At 72.5% G+C, this 14,648-nt stretch carries 13 protein-coding genes; 1 reads left to right on the top strand and 12 read right to left on the bottom strand.

The window, feature by feature from the left end:
- Positions 1 to 39: 39 nt before the first annotated feature.
- The 9 genes from ACFYP4_RS06720 to ACFYP4_RS06680 form a co-directional block, all read right to left on the bottom strand.
- Positions 40 to 1,056, bottom strand: coding sequence for a glutamate ABC transporter substrate-binding protein (locus ACFYP4_RS06720; RefSeq protein WP_388783388.1), 1,017 nt, complete (start codon positions 1,054 to 1,056; stop codon positions 40 to 42).
- Positions 1,057 to 1,070: 14 nt separating this feature from the next.
- Positions 1,071 to 2,525, bottom strand: coding sequence for a hypothetical protein (locus tag ACFYP4_RS06715; protein ID WP_358849890.1), 1,455 nt, complete (start codon positions 2,523 to 2,525; stop codon positions 1,071 to 1,073).
- A gap of 301 nt (positions 2,526 to 2,826) precedes the next feature.
- Positions 2,827 to 3,801: a BadF/BadG/BcrA/BcrD ATPase family protein gene (locus tag ACFYP4_RS06710; protein WP_358849891.1), complete on the bottom strand. Its 975-nt coding sequence runs from the start codon at positions 3,799 to 3,801 to the stop codon at positions 2,827 to 2,829.
- Positions 3,792 to 5,057: a 6-phospho-beta-glucosidase gene (locus ACFYP4_RS06705; RefSeq protein ID WP_358849892.1), complete on the bottom strand. Its 1,266-nt coding sequence runs from the start codon at positions 5,055 to 5,057 to the stop codon at positions 3,792 to 3,794. The genes ACFYP4_RS06710 and ACFYP4_RS06705 overlap by 10 nt, the downstream gene beginning before the upstream one ends.
- A 2-nt stretch (positions 5,058 to 5,059) precedes the next feature.
- Positions 5,060 to 5,956, bottom strand: a complete 897-nt coding sequence (locus tag ACFYP4_RS06700) for a carbohydrate ABC transporter permease (RefSeq protein ID WP_358849893.1) — start codon at positions 5,954 to 5,956, stop codon at positions 5,060 to 5,062.
- A 3-nt stretch (positions 5,957 to 5,959) separates the two neighbouring features.
- Positions 5,960 to 6,904 (bottom strand): sugar ABC transporter permease, encoded by a 945-nt coding sequence (locus ACFYP4_RS06695; protein ID WP_358849894.1) that lies wholly within the window; start codon positions 6,902 to 6,904, stop codon positions 5,960 to 5,962.
- Between the two features lie 7 nt (positions 6,905 to 6,911).
- A complete protein-coding gene (locus tag ACFYP4_RS06690) occupies positions 6,912 to 8,249 on the bottom strand; it encodes an ABC transporter substrate-binding protein (RefSeq protein WP_358849895.1) in 1,338 nt (445 codons plus the stop codon).
- A gap of 69 nt (positions 8,250 to 8,318) precedes the next feature.
- Positions 8,319 to 9,530 carry an ROK family transcriptional regulator gene (locus ACFYP4_RS06685; protein ID WP_358849896.1) on the bottom strand — a complete coding sequence of 404 codons (1,212 nt, stop codon included), beginning with the start codon at positions 9,528 to 9,530 and terminating at the stop codon, positions 8,319 to 8,321.
- 218 nt (positions 9,531 to 9,748) lie between these two features.
- Positions 9,749 to 10,819 carry a mechanosensitive ion channel family protein gene (locus tag ACFYP4_RS06680; protein WP_388783381.1) on the bottom strand — a complete coding sequence of 357 codons (1,071 nt, stop codon included), beginning with the start codon at positions 10,817 to 10,819 and terminating at the stop codon, positions 9,749 to 9,751.
- Between the two features lie 272 nt (positions 10,820 to 11,091).
- Between ACFYP4_RS06680 and ACFYP4_RS06675 the strand changes: the two genes are divergently transcribed.
- Positions 11,092 to 11,628 (top strand): HNH endonuclease, encoded by a 537-nt coding sequence (locus ACFYP4_RS06675; protein ID WP_358849898.1) that lies wholly within the window; start codon positions 11,092 to 11,094, stop codon positions 11,626 to 11,628.
- A 154-nt stretch (positions 11,629 to 11,782) separates the two neighbouring features.
- On the opposite strand, the gene ACFYP4_RS06670 is transcribed toward ACFYP4_RS06675, so the two are convergent.
- The 3 genes from ACFYP4_RS06670 to ACFYP4_RS06660 are packed head-to-tail and all read right to left on the bottom strand — an operon-like array spanning position 11,783 to position 14,573.
- Positions 11,783 to 12,403 carry a hypothetical protein gene (locus ACFYP4_RS06670; RefSeq protein ID WP_388783378.1) on the bottom strand — a complete coding sequence of 207 codons (621 nt, stop codon included), beginning with the start codon at positions 12,401 to 12,403 and terminating at the stop codon, positions 11,783 to 11,785.
- Positions 12,400 to 13,812, bottom strand: a complete 1,413-nt coding sequence (locus ACFYP4_RS06665; protein ID WP_358849900.1) for a hypothetical protein — start codon at positions 13,810 to 13,812, stop codon at positions 12,400 to 12,402. Before ACFYP4_RS06665 ends, ACFYP4_RS06670 begins: the two co-directional genes overlap by 4 nt.
- A complete protein-coding gene (locus ACFYP4_RS06660) occupies positions 13,809 to 14,573 on the bottom strand; it encodes an ABC transporter ATP-binding protein (RefSeq protein ID WP_358849953.1) in 765 nt (254 codons plus the stop codon). The genes ACFYP4_RS06665 and ACFYP4_RS06660 overlap by 4 nt, the downstream gene beginning before the upstream one ends.
- Positions 14,574 to 14,648 lie beyond the last annotated feature (75 nt).

Here is a 14,648-nt window from a genome sequence, read left to right as displayed (position 1 = left end):
TCTCGCTCTCGGTAGTTGCCTGGAGTCGGTCGCGGCACGTCACCTGTAGTGGGCCACCGGGGGTTTCGACGACGGCGACCTGTCGGGCAGGGTGGCGGCCAGCCAGGTGTCGTACGACGCCTGCCAGCCGCTCTTGCGGTAGTCCTCGATGACCGCGTTGACCCGGCGCACGAGATCCTCGGCGTCCTTGTTCATCGCCACACCGTAGTACTCGGTGGTGAAGGTGCCGCCCTTGAGTTCGACCGTGGGGTCCTGGGCGGCCTGGCTCGCGGCCAGCGCGCCGTCGGTCACCACGGCGTCGACCTCGCCGAGCTGGAGCCGCACCAGGCAGTCGAGTTGGTTGGGGACGACCGTGGAGAGGTCGGCAGACGAGGCCAGCCTGCCCGACTTCCGGTCGGCCATCAGGGTGTCGCGCGCGGTCGAACTGTCCGCCGTGCAGATCCTCTTGCCGGCGAGGGTCTCGTCGTACCCCTCGATGGCCGACTTCTTGGGGGCGAGCACCTGCTGTCCGGTCACGAAGTAGGGCGCGGAGAAAGCCACTTGGTCCAGGCGGTCGCAGGAGATCGTCATGGTGCGGACCACCATGTCGACCCGTCCCTGCTGCACGGCGGGGATGCGCTCGTTGGTGGGGATGGCCTGGAAGCGGATCTTGTCCGGGCTGCCGAGGAGCGCCTGCGCTATCCGCCGCGCCAGGTCGATGTCGAAGCCCTCCAGCTCGACCTTCTCCTTGGTGCTGTTCGGGTCGCGGTAGCCCCAGCGGTAGCTGTTCTGGTCGACGCCGACCTTCAGGTAGCCGCGCTCCTTGATGGCCCTGACGGTGGTGCCGCTCTCGTCACCGGACGGGGAGGGGCTCAGGTCCTGCGGGTCCGCGCACTTCCCGGCCTTCAGCTGCCGGCCGTCCGCGATGCCCGGCCCACCGGTGCCCGTGCTGCCGTCCCCGTGCGCGTCGGCCAGCGGGAGCAGCAGCGCGAGGACCGCGGTGAGGGCACAGGCGAGCGCCATCGCGCCCACTCCACCCCAGCCCCGCAGGCTCGCCCGCAGCCGTCGTAGCGTCATCGCCGCTCCTCCCCTCACCGGTACTCCGAAAGCCTGCGCCCGATGCCCAGGACCGCCGCCGCCGCGCCCAGCACCGCGAGGAGGGCCGCGCCGGCGGGCAGGCCGGTCATCGCACCCCGGCCGTCCCCCGCCGCCTGCCGGAACTCCCGCTCCTCGTGGCCGAGGGCCAGGTCCAGACTGTCGTCGACGCCGTCGAAGCACTCGGCGGTCGGCTTCTGCGCCGGAGTGCCGATGATCCTGTCCAGGGCACCCCGGTAGTCGCCCGCGTCGTCGGCCTCGCGGGCCTGAAGGTGGCGGGACTTCCACACCTTCATGTTGCCGGTGGCGGCGGTGACGGGCTTCTGGCCCGCCGTGTCGTCCGCGAGGGAGTCCGCCTCGGCCAGGCCCTCGGTGAGGTCCCGCATCGCGGCCTGGAAGGCGACGTCGAACTTGTCCTCGGGCTCACCGTCGACCTTGACGGTCTCCGCGCCGCGGCTCACCAGGGTGAGCGTCTCGTTGCCCCGGGCCTTGAGGGAGGCGATCTGGGCGTCGTGCAGCACGTTCAGCGAGCGGACACCGTGGTCGTACGAGGAGTCGAGTCCGGCGCGGGCGACGCTGTGCCCGACGACCAGCCAGAGCAGGACCACCGTGCAGGCGGCCGTGGCGGCGGCCAGGCCCTGGTTCAGGACCCGGTTCGTGTGCCGGTAGTGGCGCCGCTGGGCCCCGGCGAGCGCGCCGAGGACGAGGACGCCGAGTCCGATCGCGGCCCACGGATACGGGGTCGCGGCGGCGTAGTCGGAGCGCAGCCGCCGGTTCTCCGAGGTGTAGAGGTCCTCGGCGGCCGGGAGCATCTCCTCCTGCATCTTCTCGTTCGCGTACCGCAGGTAGGCGCCGCCGAGCGGGAAGCCCTGGCGGTTGTTGGCCCGGGCCCGCTCGACCAGGCCCTTGTACTGCGGCAGCAGCTTGTTCAGCTTCGTGACCGTGTGCGCCGACGGGGAGCCCGGCTCGGAGTTGGCGGCGGCGGTGACCAGTTTCGCGGCGGCGGTCCTGATGTCGTCCTCGTAGCGCCGGCGGGTGTCGTCCGGTTCCTGACCGCCCGCCAGGAACCCGCTGGAGGCGGCCGTGTTGGCGTCGGCGAGCGAGCGGTAGATGTCCGCCGCGTCGGAGCTCAGCGGCTGGCTCTTGTGCAGGACGTCGTCGGCCGCGGCCGATCGCTCCGTCATCTGCCAGGCGGTGACGGCGCCGAACGCGATCACCAGCAGCGCGAGCAGGGCGCCGATGATCCGCAGCCGGCCGGGCTCGGTCGTCGCGCCGGCCCGCAGCCGGTCGACGCCCTCGGCCCACGCCGTACGCCGGGGTGGAGCGCCGTCGGGCAGCGGCCGCGCGGCCGGCCTCGGTGCCGGCACTCCGGCCTGCGCCGGCACCGTCGGCGCCGACGGCGGCCCGGCCGGCGCCGACGGCGCCGCACCGCCCTGCTGCGGGTATGTCACGTGACCTCCCCCATGGTCATCCGTCGGCCCCCCCCGGCCCGCCGCACTGACGGGCGCGGACGCAGAGGCACGGGCGCAAGTATCGCCGCCGCGACGGACATCCGCACAGGCCTTGACTCGATCTTGTGCGGATCGCGGCCCACCTGTCCGGTTCCGGCGCAGCGCACGACTCCCCGCACCACCCCCTGCCCATGAATACGCGCGCAGGATCCGTTCGGTTCCCGCCCCTGCCCAGGTGGCGCGCCCCGCGCGGGAGCACACGTCCCCGCGCGCGGGCGCTCACGTCCCCGCGAGGCGGGGTTCACTCCCCTTCGTAGAAGGCGCGCACGCGCGCGTGAGCCTCGTCGGGGGCCCGCACGTGATCGAGGCCGAGGAGGGCGGCGCCCAGCACGGGGGCGGCCGTGACCACCCGGGGGACCGCCTTGGGCGCGCGGTCGGCCAGCAGTTCGCCGATCCGGTCGTCGAGCCGGGGGTGCCGGGCCGCGAGGATGCCGCCGCCGAGCAGGACGGGCACCTCCTCGTCCAGCAGGTCCAGGCGGGCCAGGGCCACCGTCGCCATGGCGACCACCTCGTCCGCGAGCCGGTCGACGAGCGCACGGGCCACCGGGTCGCCGTCCGCCGCGGTGGCGAACAGCACCGGGGTCAGCTCGTGCCGCCGGGCGTTGCCGATGTGTTCCAGGTGCAGTGCCTCGATCAGCGCGTACATGGAGCCGAGGCCGAAGTGGGCCGGGAGGGTGCGGGCGAGGGCCGTGGGTCCGCCCCGCCCGTCCTCGGCGCGCGCCGCGTGCCACAGCGCCTCCTCCGCCAGACCCCAGCCGCCGCCCCAGTCGCCGGAGATCCGGCCGATCGCGGGGAAGCGGGCGGTACGGCCGTCGGGCCGCATGCCCACGCAGTTGATCCCGGCGCCGCACACCACGGCGACCCCGCGCGGTTCGGCGATGCCTGCCCGCAGGATCGCGAAGGTGTCGTTGCGCACCTCCACGCTCGCGCCCCAGCCGCGCGCCCTGAGCGCCCCCGCCAACCGCTCCTCCTCCACCGGGAGATCGGCGTTGGCGAGACAGGCGGAGACATGGGTGACGGAGGTGACGTCCGCCGCTGCGAACGCCCGGTGGACCGCGTCGGCGACGGCGTCCACGGCCGTCTCGACGCCCACCGCGGGAGGCCGGAACCCGCCGCCACGCGCCGTGGCGAGCACCTCCCCGCCGGCCGTCACGACCGCGACGTCCGTCTTGCTGTTCCCCGCGTCGACGGCGAGGACGCTCGCCCTCACGCCCACGCGAGGTGCTCCCGGTTGTGCGCGATCAGCAGGTCGGTGAGGGCGTCGGCGGATGCGTACCGGCCGATCAGCGGGTGCGCGAGCAGCGCGCGGAAGACCCGTTCGCGGCCACCGCGCAGGGCCGCCTCGAGCGCCAGGTCCTCGTAGGCGCTCACGCCCGCCATCAGCCCCGCGTACAGCGGGTCCACGGCCGGCACGGCCAGCGGCGTCGGCCCCTTCGCGCCGACCGCCGCCTGCACCTCGATCACCGCGTCGTCCGGCAGGAAGGGCAGCGTGCCCCTGTTGTACGTGTTCACCACCTGGTAGGGGCTGCCGCCCCCGCCGAGCAGCGCGGCCGCCAGGTCCACGGCCGCCTCCGAGTAGTACGCGCCGCCGCGCTTCGCCAGCAGCTCCGGCTTCTCGTCCAGCGAGGGGTCGCCGTACATCCGGAGCAACTGCTGCTCCATCTCGGCGACTTCGGCGGCACGGGACGGCTTGGTGCGCAGCTCGCGCACGACCTCGTCGTGCGCGTAGTAGTAGCGCAGGTAGTACGACGGGACGACACCGAGGCGGTCGACGAGGCCGCGCGGCAGGTGCAGGTCGCCTGCGATGGTGTCGCCGTGCTCGGTGAGGAGCCGCGGCAGGACGTTCTCGCCCTCGGGGCCGCCGAGCCGCACGGCGGTCTCCCAGGTGAGGTGGTTCAGGCCCACGTGGTCCAGGTGCACGTCGGCGGGGGAGACCCCGAGCAGTCCGGCGAACTTCCGCTGGAAGCCGATCGCGACGTTGCACAGCCCGACCGTCCTGTGCCCGGCCTGGAGCAGGGCGCGGGTGACGATGCCGACCGGATTGGTGAAGTCGATGATCCAGGCGTCCGGACTGGCCCGGCGGACCCGCTCGGCGATGTCCAGCACCACCGGCACGGTGCGCAGTGCCTTGGCGAGGCCGCCCGCGCCCGTCGTCTCCTGCCCGACGCAGCCGCACTCCAGCGGCCACGTCTCGTCCTCGTTGCGGGCGGCCTGTCCGCCGACGCGCAGTTGCAGCAGCACGGCGTCCGCGCCCTCGACCCCCGCGTCCAGGTCGGACGTGGTGACGATCCTCCCGGGGTGCCCCAGCCGGGCGAAGATCCGCCGGGCGAGGCCGCCCACCAGTTCGAGGCGGTCGGCGGCCGGGTCGACGAGCACCAGTTCCTCCACGGGCAGGGTGTCCCGCAACCGGGCGAAGCCGTCGATGAGTTCAGGGGTGTACGTGGAACCCCCGCCCACTACTGCCAGTTTCATGGTCAGCCCTTCACTCCGGTCAGCGTGACACCCTCGACGAACGCCTTCTGCGCGAAGAAGAACACGAGGATCACGGGGGCCATGACCAGGACGGTCGCGGCCATGGTGAGATTCCAGTCGGTGTGGTGCGCGCCCTTGAACGACTCCAGGCCGTAACTCAGTGTCCAGGCACCGGGGTTCTCGGAGGCGTAGATCTGCGGGCCGAAGTAGTCGTTCCAGGCGTAGAAGAACTGGAAGAGCGCGACGGCCGCGATGCCGGGCTTCGCCATCGGCAGGACGACCCTCAGCAGCGTCCTGAGGTCACCGCAGCCGTCGACCTTCGCCGCGTCGAGGTACTCGTTCGGGACGGTCGTCAGGAACTGGCGCAGCAGGAAGATGGAGAACGCGTCCCCGAACGCCATCGGGACGATCAGCGGCCACAGCGTGCCGGACAGGTCCAGCTGCTTCGCCCAGAACAGGTACATCGGGATGACGACCACCTGCGGCGGCAGCATCATCATCGAGATGACCAGCATCAGCGACAGATTCCGGCCCCGGAAGCGGAACTTGGCGAGCGCGTACGCCACCGGGACCGACGAGACGACGGTCAGGACGGTGCCGAGGCCGGCGTAGAGCAGCGTGTTCCTCCACCAGGTCAGGAAGCCGGGGGTGTCGAAGACCTTCCGGTAGTTGCCCCACTCCCAGGTGTGCGGGATCAGGTCCCGGCTGAGTGCCTGGGTGTCGCTCATCAGCGAGGTCAGGAGGACGAACACGAAGGGCAGGACGAAGAAGAGCGCCGCCGCCACGCCCAGCGCGTGCACGGCGACCCACTCGAGGAAGACCCGACGGCGGGCGGTGCGTTCGGCGGGGGAGACGCGCCGGGGCTCCGACTCCACCGGCTTGTCGAGTACGTGGGTCATGGGTCAGTCACCTGCCTGGATGAGGCCGCCCCGGCGCCGCATCAGGAACGCGGTGAACACCATGGACAGGGCGAACAGCACGAGCGCGACCACACAGGCGGAGCCGTAGTCGAAGCGCTGGAAGCCGAGGTTGTAGACGAGCTGCGGCAGGGTGAGCGTCGACTTGTCCGGGTAGCCGGGCTCGAACTGCGTGCCCGCGCCCTGGATGACTCCGGACGCGACCTTCCCGGCGATCAGCGGCTGCGTGTAGTACTGCATGGTCTGGATCACGCCGGTGACCACGGCGAACATCACGATCGGCGAGATGTTGGGCAGGGTCACGTACCGGAATCGCTGCCACGCGGACGTGCCGTCCAGCTCCGCCGCCTCGTACTGCTCCCTCGGCACGTCGAGCAGCGCGGCCATGAAGATGACCATGAGGTCGCCGACGCCCCACAGGGCGAGCAGGGTGAGGGCGGGCTTGGACCAGGAGGGGTCGTTGAACCAGCCCGGTGCCGGGATGCCGATGCCCTCCAGGATCGAGTTCACCGGTCCCGTGCCCGGGTTGAGCAGGAAGGCGAAGGCCATCGTGGCGGCGACCGGCGGGGCCAGATAGGGCAGGTAGAAGAGGGTCCGGAACACGCCTGTGCCGGTCCTGATCTTCGTGATCAGCAGTCCGACCCCGAGCCCGAACAGGACACGGAGGCTGACCATGACGACGACGAGGTAGAGCGTGTTCCTCAACGCGGGCCAGAACAAGGGGTAGTTCTGGAAGACGTAGACCCAGTTCCTCGTCCCGCTCCACGTCGGCGGCTTGAAGCCGTCGTAGTGCATGAAGGAGAAGTAGACCGTCGAGATCAGCGGATAGGCGAAGAAGACCGCGAAGCCGATGAGCCAGGGCGACATGAAGGCGGCCGTGCGCAGCGCCGCCCGGCGGCGCTTGGCGCGCAGTGTGTACGTGGCGCTCATGAGGAGGTCACTTCGCCTGGGCGATGTCCGTGTCGATCTGCGCGGCGGTCTTCTTCAGACCCGCCGCCAGATCACGTGCCTTGCCGCTCTCGTAGTCGTAGCCGAACTGCTGGATCGACACGAGGTAGGTTCCGCCGTTGACCGAGGCGGGGGTCGTCGTGGAGTTCGGGTTCGACGCGATGTCCAGGAAGGTCTTGAAGCGCGGGTCGTACGTCAGCTTCGGGGACTTGAGGGCCGCCAGCGTGGACGGCACGTTGTGGATGGCGTTGGCGAAGCCGACCACCGCGTCGGTGTCCGTGGTCATGTACTTCAGCAGCTCCCAGGCCGCGTTCTGCTTCTTGCTGGTGGCGGCGATACCCGCGATGGTGCCGGTGATGTAGCCCTTGCCGTACTGGTCGGCCTGGTCGTCGGGCACGGGCAGCGGGGCGACGCCGATCTCGAAGCCCGGCTTCGTCTCCTCGGCCATGCCGAGCCGCCACTCGCCGTCCAGCTGCATCGCGACCTGGCCGGTGTGGAAGGGGTGCTTGGGGCCCCATTCGTCACCGAGCCCGGACCGGTACTTCTCCAGCCTCTGATAGCCGCCGAGTCCGTCGACCAGCCGCTTCTGCAGGGTGAACGCCGCCTTGAACGCCGGGTCCTCGGCGATGTTCGACTTGCCGTTCCGGTCGAAGTACGTCGGCGAGAACTGCCCCAGATAGTGCTCGGTGGTCGACTCCCAGCCGTGGTAGTTCGGCATGAAGCCGAGCTGGGAGTACGAGTCCCCTTTGGTGACGGTGAGCTTCTTGGCGGCCTTCTCGAACTCGGACCAGGTCTTCGGCGGCGCGGTGATGCCGGCCTTCTCGAAGGCGGTCTTGTTGTAGTAGAGGCCGTACGCGTCACCGAGCAGCGGCACCGTGCAGCGGTTGCCGTCGAACCGGGTGTACTCGTTCATCGCCTTCGGGAACGTCTTCTCCGGGTCGATGTCCGCCTTCTCGAAGAAGGGGTCGAGGTCGACGAAGGCGCCGGACGAGCAGAACTTGCCGACGTTGTTGGTGGTGAAGGAGGAGACGACGTCGGGGGCCTTGTCGCCGCCCGCGCGCAGCGCCTGGTTGATCTTGTCGTCCGTCATGTTGCCGACGACGTTCACGTGGATGTGGGGGTGCGCCTTCTCGAAGCCCGCGACCAGGGACTTCACGGCCTTGACCTCGGCGGGCGCACTCCAGGCGTGCCAGAAGTCGAGCGTCGTCTCCCGGGAGGCGTCGTCGTTCGCCCCCGCGTCGGACTGGCCGGTACACGCGGTGGCGAGGAGGGCCACGGAGGCGGAGACGGCCAGCGCGACGGCCGCTTTCCGGGATATTTCGGGCATGACGGGGTCTCCCTGGGACGGGCGGGACTGCAGGGGGCACGGAGGTGGGGCGGGTGCGGCGGGGCGGGTTCAGCGCGAGGTGTCGAAGACCTCGTCACGGGTGGCCGCGAGCGCGCTCTCCAGCGCGCCGCGCAGCACGGGGTGTTCACGGACGTCGCCGACGACGAGGCGTGGCCGGGACGCGGCCAGCTCCTCCAGCTCGGCCTGGACCAGGGCCCGCAGCGGCTCACCGCCTGCGGTGAGGGAGGCGCCGCTGAGCACGACGAGTTCGGGGTCGAGCACGGAGACGAGCGAGGCGAGACCGGTGGCCAGCCCGGTCGCGTACGTCTCCAGCAGGCGCAGGTGGGCTCCCTCGTTCACGGCGGCGGCTCGGGCGACGAGAGCGGCGGCGACCTCGGCGTACGGCCCGCTGGGCACGGGCCGGATGCCCAGCTCGCGGGCCAGCGCCGGGAGGGCCTGGGAGCCGGCCAGTTCCTGGTAGCCGCCGCTGTTGGCGCGGGTGACGTGGCGGACCAGGGGCGCGCCGGGCACCGGCAGGAAGCCGACCTCGCCGGCGCCGCCGGTCCAGCCGCGGTGCAGCCGGCCGCCGAGGACGAGCGCGGCACCGAGGCCGCCCTCGTTCCACAGCAGGACGAAGTCCTCGTGGCCGCGGGCCGCGCCGAGCCGCTGTTCGGCGACGGCGACGAGATTGACGTCGTTCTCGTACTCGACGGGCATCGGCAGCGCGGCGGCCAGCTCGTCGAGGATGCTGGGGGAGTGCCATCCGGGCAGGTGGGAGGCGTAGCGCAGCCGCCCGGTGTTGGGGTCGAAGGCGCCGGGGGTCGCGATGACGAGCCGGTGGACGTCGTCCCGGGTGAGCCCCGCGGCCTTCACGGCCCCGTCCAGCGCGTCGGTGACCTGCCGGACGACGGGGTGGGCGGGGCGCCGGCCGGGCGTGGGCAGCTCGTACTCGCCCACGGTCCGTCCCGTCATGTCCGCGACGGCGGCCCGGATGCGCGCGGGAGTGACGTCCAGCCCCGCCGCGTGGGCGGCACGGGGATTGACGGCGTACAGCTGCGCGTTCGGGCCCGGTCGTCCCTCGCTGGTCCCGGTGGCGAGCACGAGACCGGCGGCCTCCAGGCGGGCCAGCAGCTGGGAGGCGGTGGGCTTGGACAGCCCGGTCAGCTTCCCGATCCGGGTACGGGACAGGGGGCCGTGCTCCAGCAGGAGATCCAGGGCCGCGCGGTCGTTCATGGCGCGCAGGACGCGCGGAGTTCCCGGCGTACCGGCTGATCCGGCCATGTCTGTCCCCACCTGCCTCTCGGCTGCCCAGCTTTCCAGTGACGCGGCGGGGAAGTCCACGCGGGAGCCGGGGCCACCCCGCCACCGATCACTGTTAGGAAAGTTTCCTGTTCGATGGGAGGAACGTAGGCGCGGTGCCGCGCGGGCGTCAAGAGAGACCGCCCCCGCGGCAACAGAGTCGTTACCTGCGAGGGCGGCGGATGAATGGGGGCGGGCGGCTACCTCTGCCGGGGCGCGATCGGCGACGCGGCCTCCGACTGCGGGGACGCGGAGTTCGCGTACACCGAGGGGGCGGCCACCGCCGCCGCCGGGTCCGGGGCGGGGAGCTCCTCCGGCTGCACCGTGGAGCCGCCGACGATCCGGATGTCGGCCTCGTCGAAGGCCCGCTTGATGCGCCAGCGCAGCTCGCGCTCGACGGTCAGGGCCTTGCCGGGCATCGTCTTGGCCGAGACCCGGACGACCATCGAGTCCAGCAGGACGCTGTCGAGGCCCAGCACCTCGATCGGGCCCCACAGCAGCTCGTTCCAGGGCTCCGCCTTGCTCATGGCCTCGGCGACCTCGTTGAGTACGGAACGGACGCGGTCCAGGTCCTCCGCGGCGCTGACGGTGACGTCGACGCCCGCGGTGGCCCAGCCCTGCGAGAGGTTGCCGATGCGCTTGACCTCGCCGTTGCGGACGTACCAGATCTCGCCGTTGTCGCCGCGCAGCTTGGTGACGCGCAGACCGACCTCGATCACCTCGCCCGAGGCCACCCCGGCGTCGATGGTGTCGCCGACGCCGTACTGGTCCTCCAGGATCATGAACACGCCGGACAGGAAGTCGGTGACCAGGTTGCGGGCACCGAAACCGATGGCCACACCGGCCACACCGGCGGAGGCGAGCAGCGGCGCGAGGTTGATCGCGAACGTGCCGAGGATCATCAGCGCGGCCGTACCCAGGATCAGGAAGGACGCGACCGAGCGCAGTACCGAACCTATGGCCTGGGACCGCTGCCGGCGCCGTTCCACGTTCACCAGGAGACCGCCGAACGCGGTGCCGTCGACGGCCTGCGCCGTCCGGTTCATCCGTTCGATGAACTTGGTGATCGCCCGGCGCACCGCGATTCTCAGGGCCACCGCGATGACGACGATGAGGAGGACGCGCAGGCCGATGCTGAGCCAGGTGGACCAGTTCTGCTCGACCCAGCTGGCGGCGTTCGTCGCGCTCTCCTGGGCGTCCTGGAGCGGGTCGGCGGACGTCGACGGTGACGGCGACGGCGTGGCTGCGACCGGCAGGACGGACAAGAACACGGGGGTACCTCCAGGCGTAGCGGTCCGCCCGCGGCCGGAAATCACGAGAGGGACACCGTCGGGCAGACCCACCACACTAACGGGGCATCGTGGGTGGATCGTTGCGATGCCCGGGGGAGAGACTGTGCTCACCTGGGGATGAACGAGGTGTGGTCGAAAACACTCCCAGCCCGTTACCGGGACATGGTGGCGCTTCCACCAGGCATGAGGGGACACTGGCCACAGATCGTCCCGGCGCGAGCCACGCGCCGCCGGCGTACAAGGAGGCATCCGTGCCGCATGTCCTGGTCCTCAACGCGTCGTACGAGCCACTCGGCGTCGTACCGCTCCGCCGCGCGCTCGTCCTCGTCCTTGAGAACAAGGCCGTCTGTCTCGAGGAATCCGGCGCCTTCATGCACAGCGCGACCGTGACTGTCCCCGCACCCAGCGTGGTCCGGCTGAAGAGGTTCGTCCGGGTCCCCTACCGGGGCCCCGTCCCGCTGACCAGGCGAGCCCTCTTCGCCCGCGACGGCGGCCGGTGCATGTACTGCGGTGGCATCGCCACCAGCGTCGACCACGTCATCCCGCGCAGCCGCGGGGGCCAGCACGTCTGGGACAACGTGGTCGCGTCCTGCCGCCGCTGCAACCACGTCAAGGCCGACCGCCACCTGGTCGAGATCGGCTGGCGGCTGCGCCACAAACCAGCCCCGCCGACGGGGCTCGCCTGGCGCATCATCGGAACCGGCCATCGCGACCCGCGCTGGCTGCCCTATCTGCAGCCGTACGGTGCCGAGGACGCGATGGCCCGGATCGACGGCATCTCCGCCTGACGATCCGGGCTTTCGCACATCCCCGGCCCGGCCTGTCGCGCACGGGGTTCCGCCCGGTCTGTCGCGGCACGGTCCGCCCGGCCTGCCCGCACCCCCGTGCCTTGCCCTGCCCTGCCCGCACACCCGTGCGCGGCCGGCCGCGCACGGCCCCGCGTCAGCCCCGGGGCCCTTCGGGGCGGGCACCGCGCACCGCGCAGAGCGCCAGCCCGGTCACGAAGAGTGCCAGTGCCACGGCCCACGCACCCGGCTGCGGTCCCGTCTGCACGGGCCACGCCAGGACTGTCTCGTTTCTCACACGGGGCGCGGACGCCGACAGATACACCCCGCTGAAGTACAGCGTCGTCGGCAGCCAGCTCGCCCGGGCCCCGAACACCACCGCCGACACCGCCGTGAGCCCGACCGCGCCGAGCGTGTTGCGGACCATCGCCGCCGCGCCGAACACCTCGGCGTGCCCCGGCACCGCGAGGGCCAGCAGCAGCGCCGCGAGCACGCTGAGCACCAGCAGATGGGCCAGCCGCCGGGGCCACCAGGGACGTACGGCGGTGTCGTCCAGGTCCCGCGTGGACGAGTGGAGGCTCACCCCGATCGCCGCCGAGGCCAGCAGCGGGGCGAGGGAGAGCAGCGGGACCCTGCGGTACGGGTCCAGATAGGTCTCCGGGCGGCTCGCCGCCCACAGGGTGAGCAGCGCGGCGCAGGCCAGCGCGGCCACGGTCACCGGCAGGGCGCGGGAACGGGCGTACAGGACGAGGGGGCCCGGCGGGCGGAGAGCGTTCACAGGGACGGGACCTCGCTCGGGGCCGGGTCGCATGCGCGGGCCGTCGCGAAGTAGCGGCCGAGCCAGCGGCGGCGCTCGGCGTCGGTCATGGCGGCCAGCCGGGCGTACGCCCGGTCCTCGGCGCGGAAACGGGCGGTCTCCCCCCGGTCGCCGCTCGTGCGCGCCCACTCCGCGAGATCCGCCCGCAGGCGGCGCGCCGTCGGATCGGGGGCCAGCCAGCGGAGCACGGCCTCGTCGGTCACCCGGACCCGCCGGGCCGGGGGCGTCCCGTCGCAGTCCCAGCGGACCAGCGCGTGCGCGGCCTGCCACGCGTACCGTTCCGGGTCGGTCACCTCGCCGCGTACGACACCCCAGCCGAACGGCGTGAGCATCGGGAGTTCCGCCTCGTCCCGGCGCGCGCGGCGTCCGAGGTCCTCGAAGCGCACCGGCAGGTTCCGTACGCCCTCCAGGCGGCCGGTGAGACCGGACAGCGCGTCCGTCACCTCCGGCAGCAGGCCGGGCCGGGTCGCGTTGACGCACACGTGCGGGGTGACCGACGTGTCGCACACCTGCCGGCGGGACGCGGGGTTGTCGCGCAGCAGGCCGTCGCCCGTCTGGACGAGGAGGACGGCGGCGCCCAGCGCGGCGGCGAGCGGCAGCAGCGCGGTCGCCCGGTGGCGCGCGGTGTGGACCAGGACCACGGCGGCGGCGAGAGCGGCCACCCACAGCGCGGAGACGAGCGGATACCACCACAGGGGCAGCTCGTTGTCGTCGTTGCCCTGCACATACGCGAACGCCAGGTGGCGCAGGTCGGACTGCGAGGTGCCCAGGGTGCCGGCGAGGACGTATCCGCAGATCGCCAGGGCGGGCGCGGTCAGCCGCCACGGCAGCACGCGTCCGGCCACGTGCCCGAGCACCGTGCACGCGCCGACGGAGAGGGCCGTCCCCGCGGGGACGGCCGGGGCCGGGCCGCCCGCCGACGCGTAGGGCGCGCAGGCGAGCAGCGCACCGGCCGCCGCCGCCAGACAGGCCGCGGTCAGCCAGCAGGCGAGCGGCAGCGCCGCCGTCAGGAGCTGGGCCAGCGGGCCGCGCGCGGTCGAGGCGCGTAGTTCCGTCGTCCCCAGGCGGCGTTCCCGTCCGCCGTGCCAGGCGCCCGCGGCCAGCGCGAAGGGGGCGCCGATCATGGCCGCCCCGGCGCTCAGCCTGCCGGCCGTCCCGCCCCAGCTGCCCTGCCACTGGGACGCGGTCGCCGCGAGGGGCCACGCCAGCGCGACCAGCAGCGCGGCACCCGCCCAGGGGGCGAAGCCGCGCAGGAACTCGGTGCGCAGCGGGTGGGGTGCGGGCGCGGCATCGGAGGCGGGCGTCGTGCGGTGCGGACGAACGGGTGCCGCGCGGTGTCCGGCGGAGGCCGGCCGGGTTCCCACGGTCATCGGCCGGCCTCCGCAGGGGTGCCGGCGCGGTGGGCGCGCAGGGCCGCGGTGTAACCGCGCTCGATGGCGTTGCCGTCGGAGTCCGCGCCGTCCGCGCCGAGGGCGGCCAGCGACGGCGGGGTGCCGCGGTAGGCGACCCGGCCGGCCTCGATCAGGGTGACGTCCGTGCAGGCGGCGGCCACGTCCTCCACCAGGTGGGTGGAGACGAGCACCGTGGCCGTCCCGCCGAGGTCCCGCAGCAGCGCGCGGAACTCGACGCGCTGCTCGGGGTCCAGTCCCGCGGTGGGTTCGTCGAGGAGCAGGATCCGGGGGTCGTTCACGATGGCCTGTGCGATGCCGACGCGGCGGATCATCCCGCCGGAGAGCGTCCTCACCTTCGCGTCGATGCGGTCGGCGAGCCCGACCCGGGTCACCGCGCGCTCGACCGCGGCCGGGGTGGCCGCCGTCGGCATCTCCTTCAGCCAGGCCACGTACGCCACGAACTCCCGCACCGTGAATCCCGGGTAGTACCCGAACTCCTGCGGCAGATAACCCAGTTCCCGGCGGACCGCGCCGCGCTCCCGGTGACGGCCGAGGTCGCTGCCGAGCATCTCCACCCGGCCCGAGGCGGGCTCCGCGACCGTCGCGAGGACACGGATGAGGGAGGTCTTGCCGGCCCCGTTCGGACCGAGCAGCCCGTGGACGCCGGGGCCGAAGTCGAGGTCGACGCCGTCCAGGGCGACGGTCCCGCGATGGCGGACGGTCAGGCCGCGGACGTGGATGGACGAGGCGCCGGGCGGCGTTCCGGTGCCGGTTCCGGTGGGGCGGGTGGTTCGGGCCGTGGTGGCCTCGGTGGT

The sequence above is a fragment of the Streptomyces sp. NPDC005551 genome, from assembly GCF_042871785.1.
GTDB lineage: Bacteria > Actinomycetota > Actinomycetes > Streptomycetales > Streptomycetaceae > Streptomyces.
Note: the sequence above shows the minus strand (reverse complement) of the source record. Positions and strands in the feature narration are given on the sequence as shown.

Excerpts from the sequence above, each read along its gene's own strand:
- ACFYP4_RS06720 (WP_388783388.1), bottom strand. The coding sequence starts at position 1,056 with ATGACGCTACGACGGCTGCGGGCGAGCCTGCGGGGCTGGGGTGGAGTG.
- ACFYP4_RS06705 (WP_358849892.1), bottom strand. The coding sequence starts at position 5,057 with ATGAAACTGGCAGTAGTGGGCGGGGGTTCCACGTACACCCCTGAACTC.
- ACFYP4_RS06700 (WP_358849893.1), bottom strand. The coding sequence starts at position 5,956 with ATGACCCACGTACTCGACAAGCCGGTGGAGTCGGAGCCCCGGCGCGTC.
- ACFYP4_RS06695 (WP_358849894.1), bottom strand. The coding sequence starts at position 6,904 with ATGAGCGCCACGTACACACTGCGCGCCAAGCGCCGCCGGGCGGCGCTG.
- ACFYP4_RS06690 (WP_358849895.1), bottom strand. The coding sequence starts at position 8,249 with ATGCCCGAAATATCCCGGAAAGCGGCCGTCGCGCTGGCCGTCTCCGCC.
- ACFYP4_RS06685 (WP_358849896.1), bottom strand. The coding sequence starts at position 9,530 with ATGGCCGGATCAGCCGGTACGCCGGGAACTCCGCGCGTCCTGCGCGCC.
- ACFYP4_RS06665 (WP_358849900.1), bottom strand. The coding sequence starts at position 13,812 with ATGACCGTGGGAACCCGGCCGGCCTCCGCCGGACACCGCGCGGCACCC.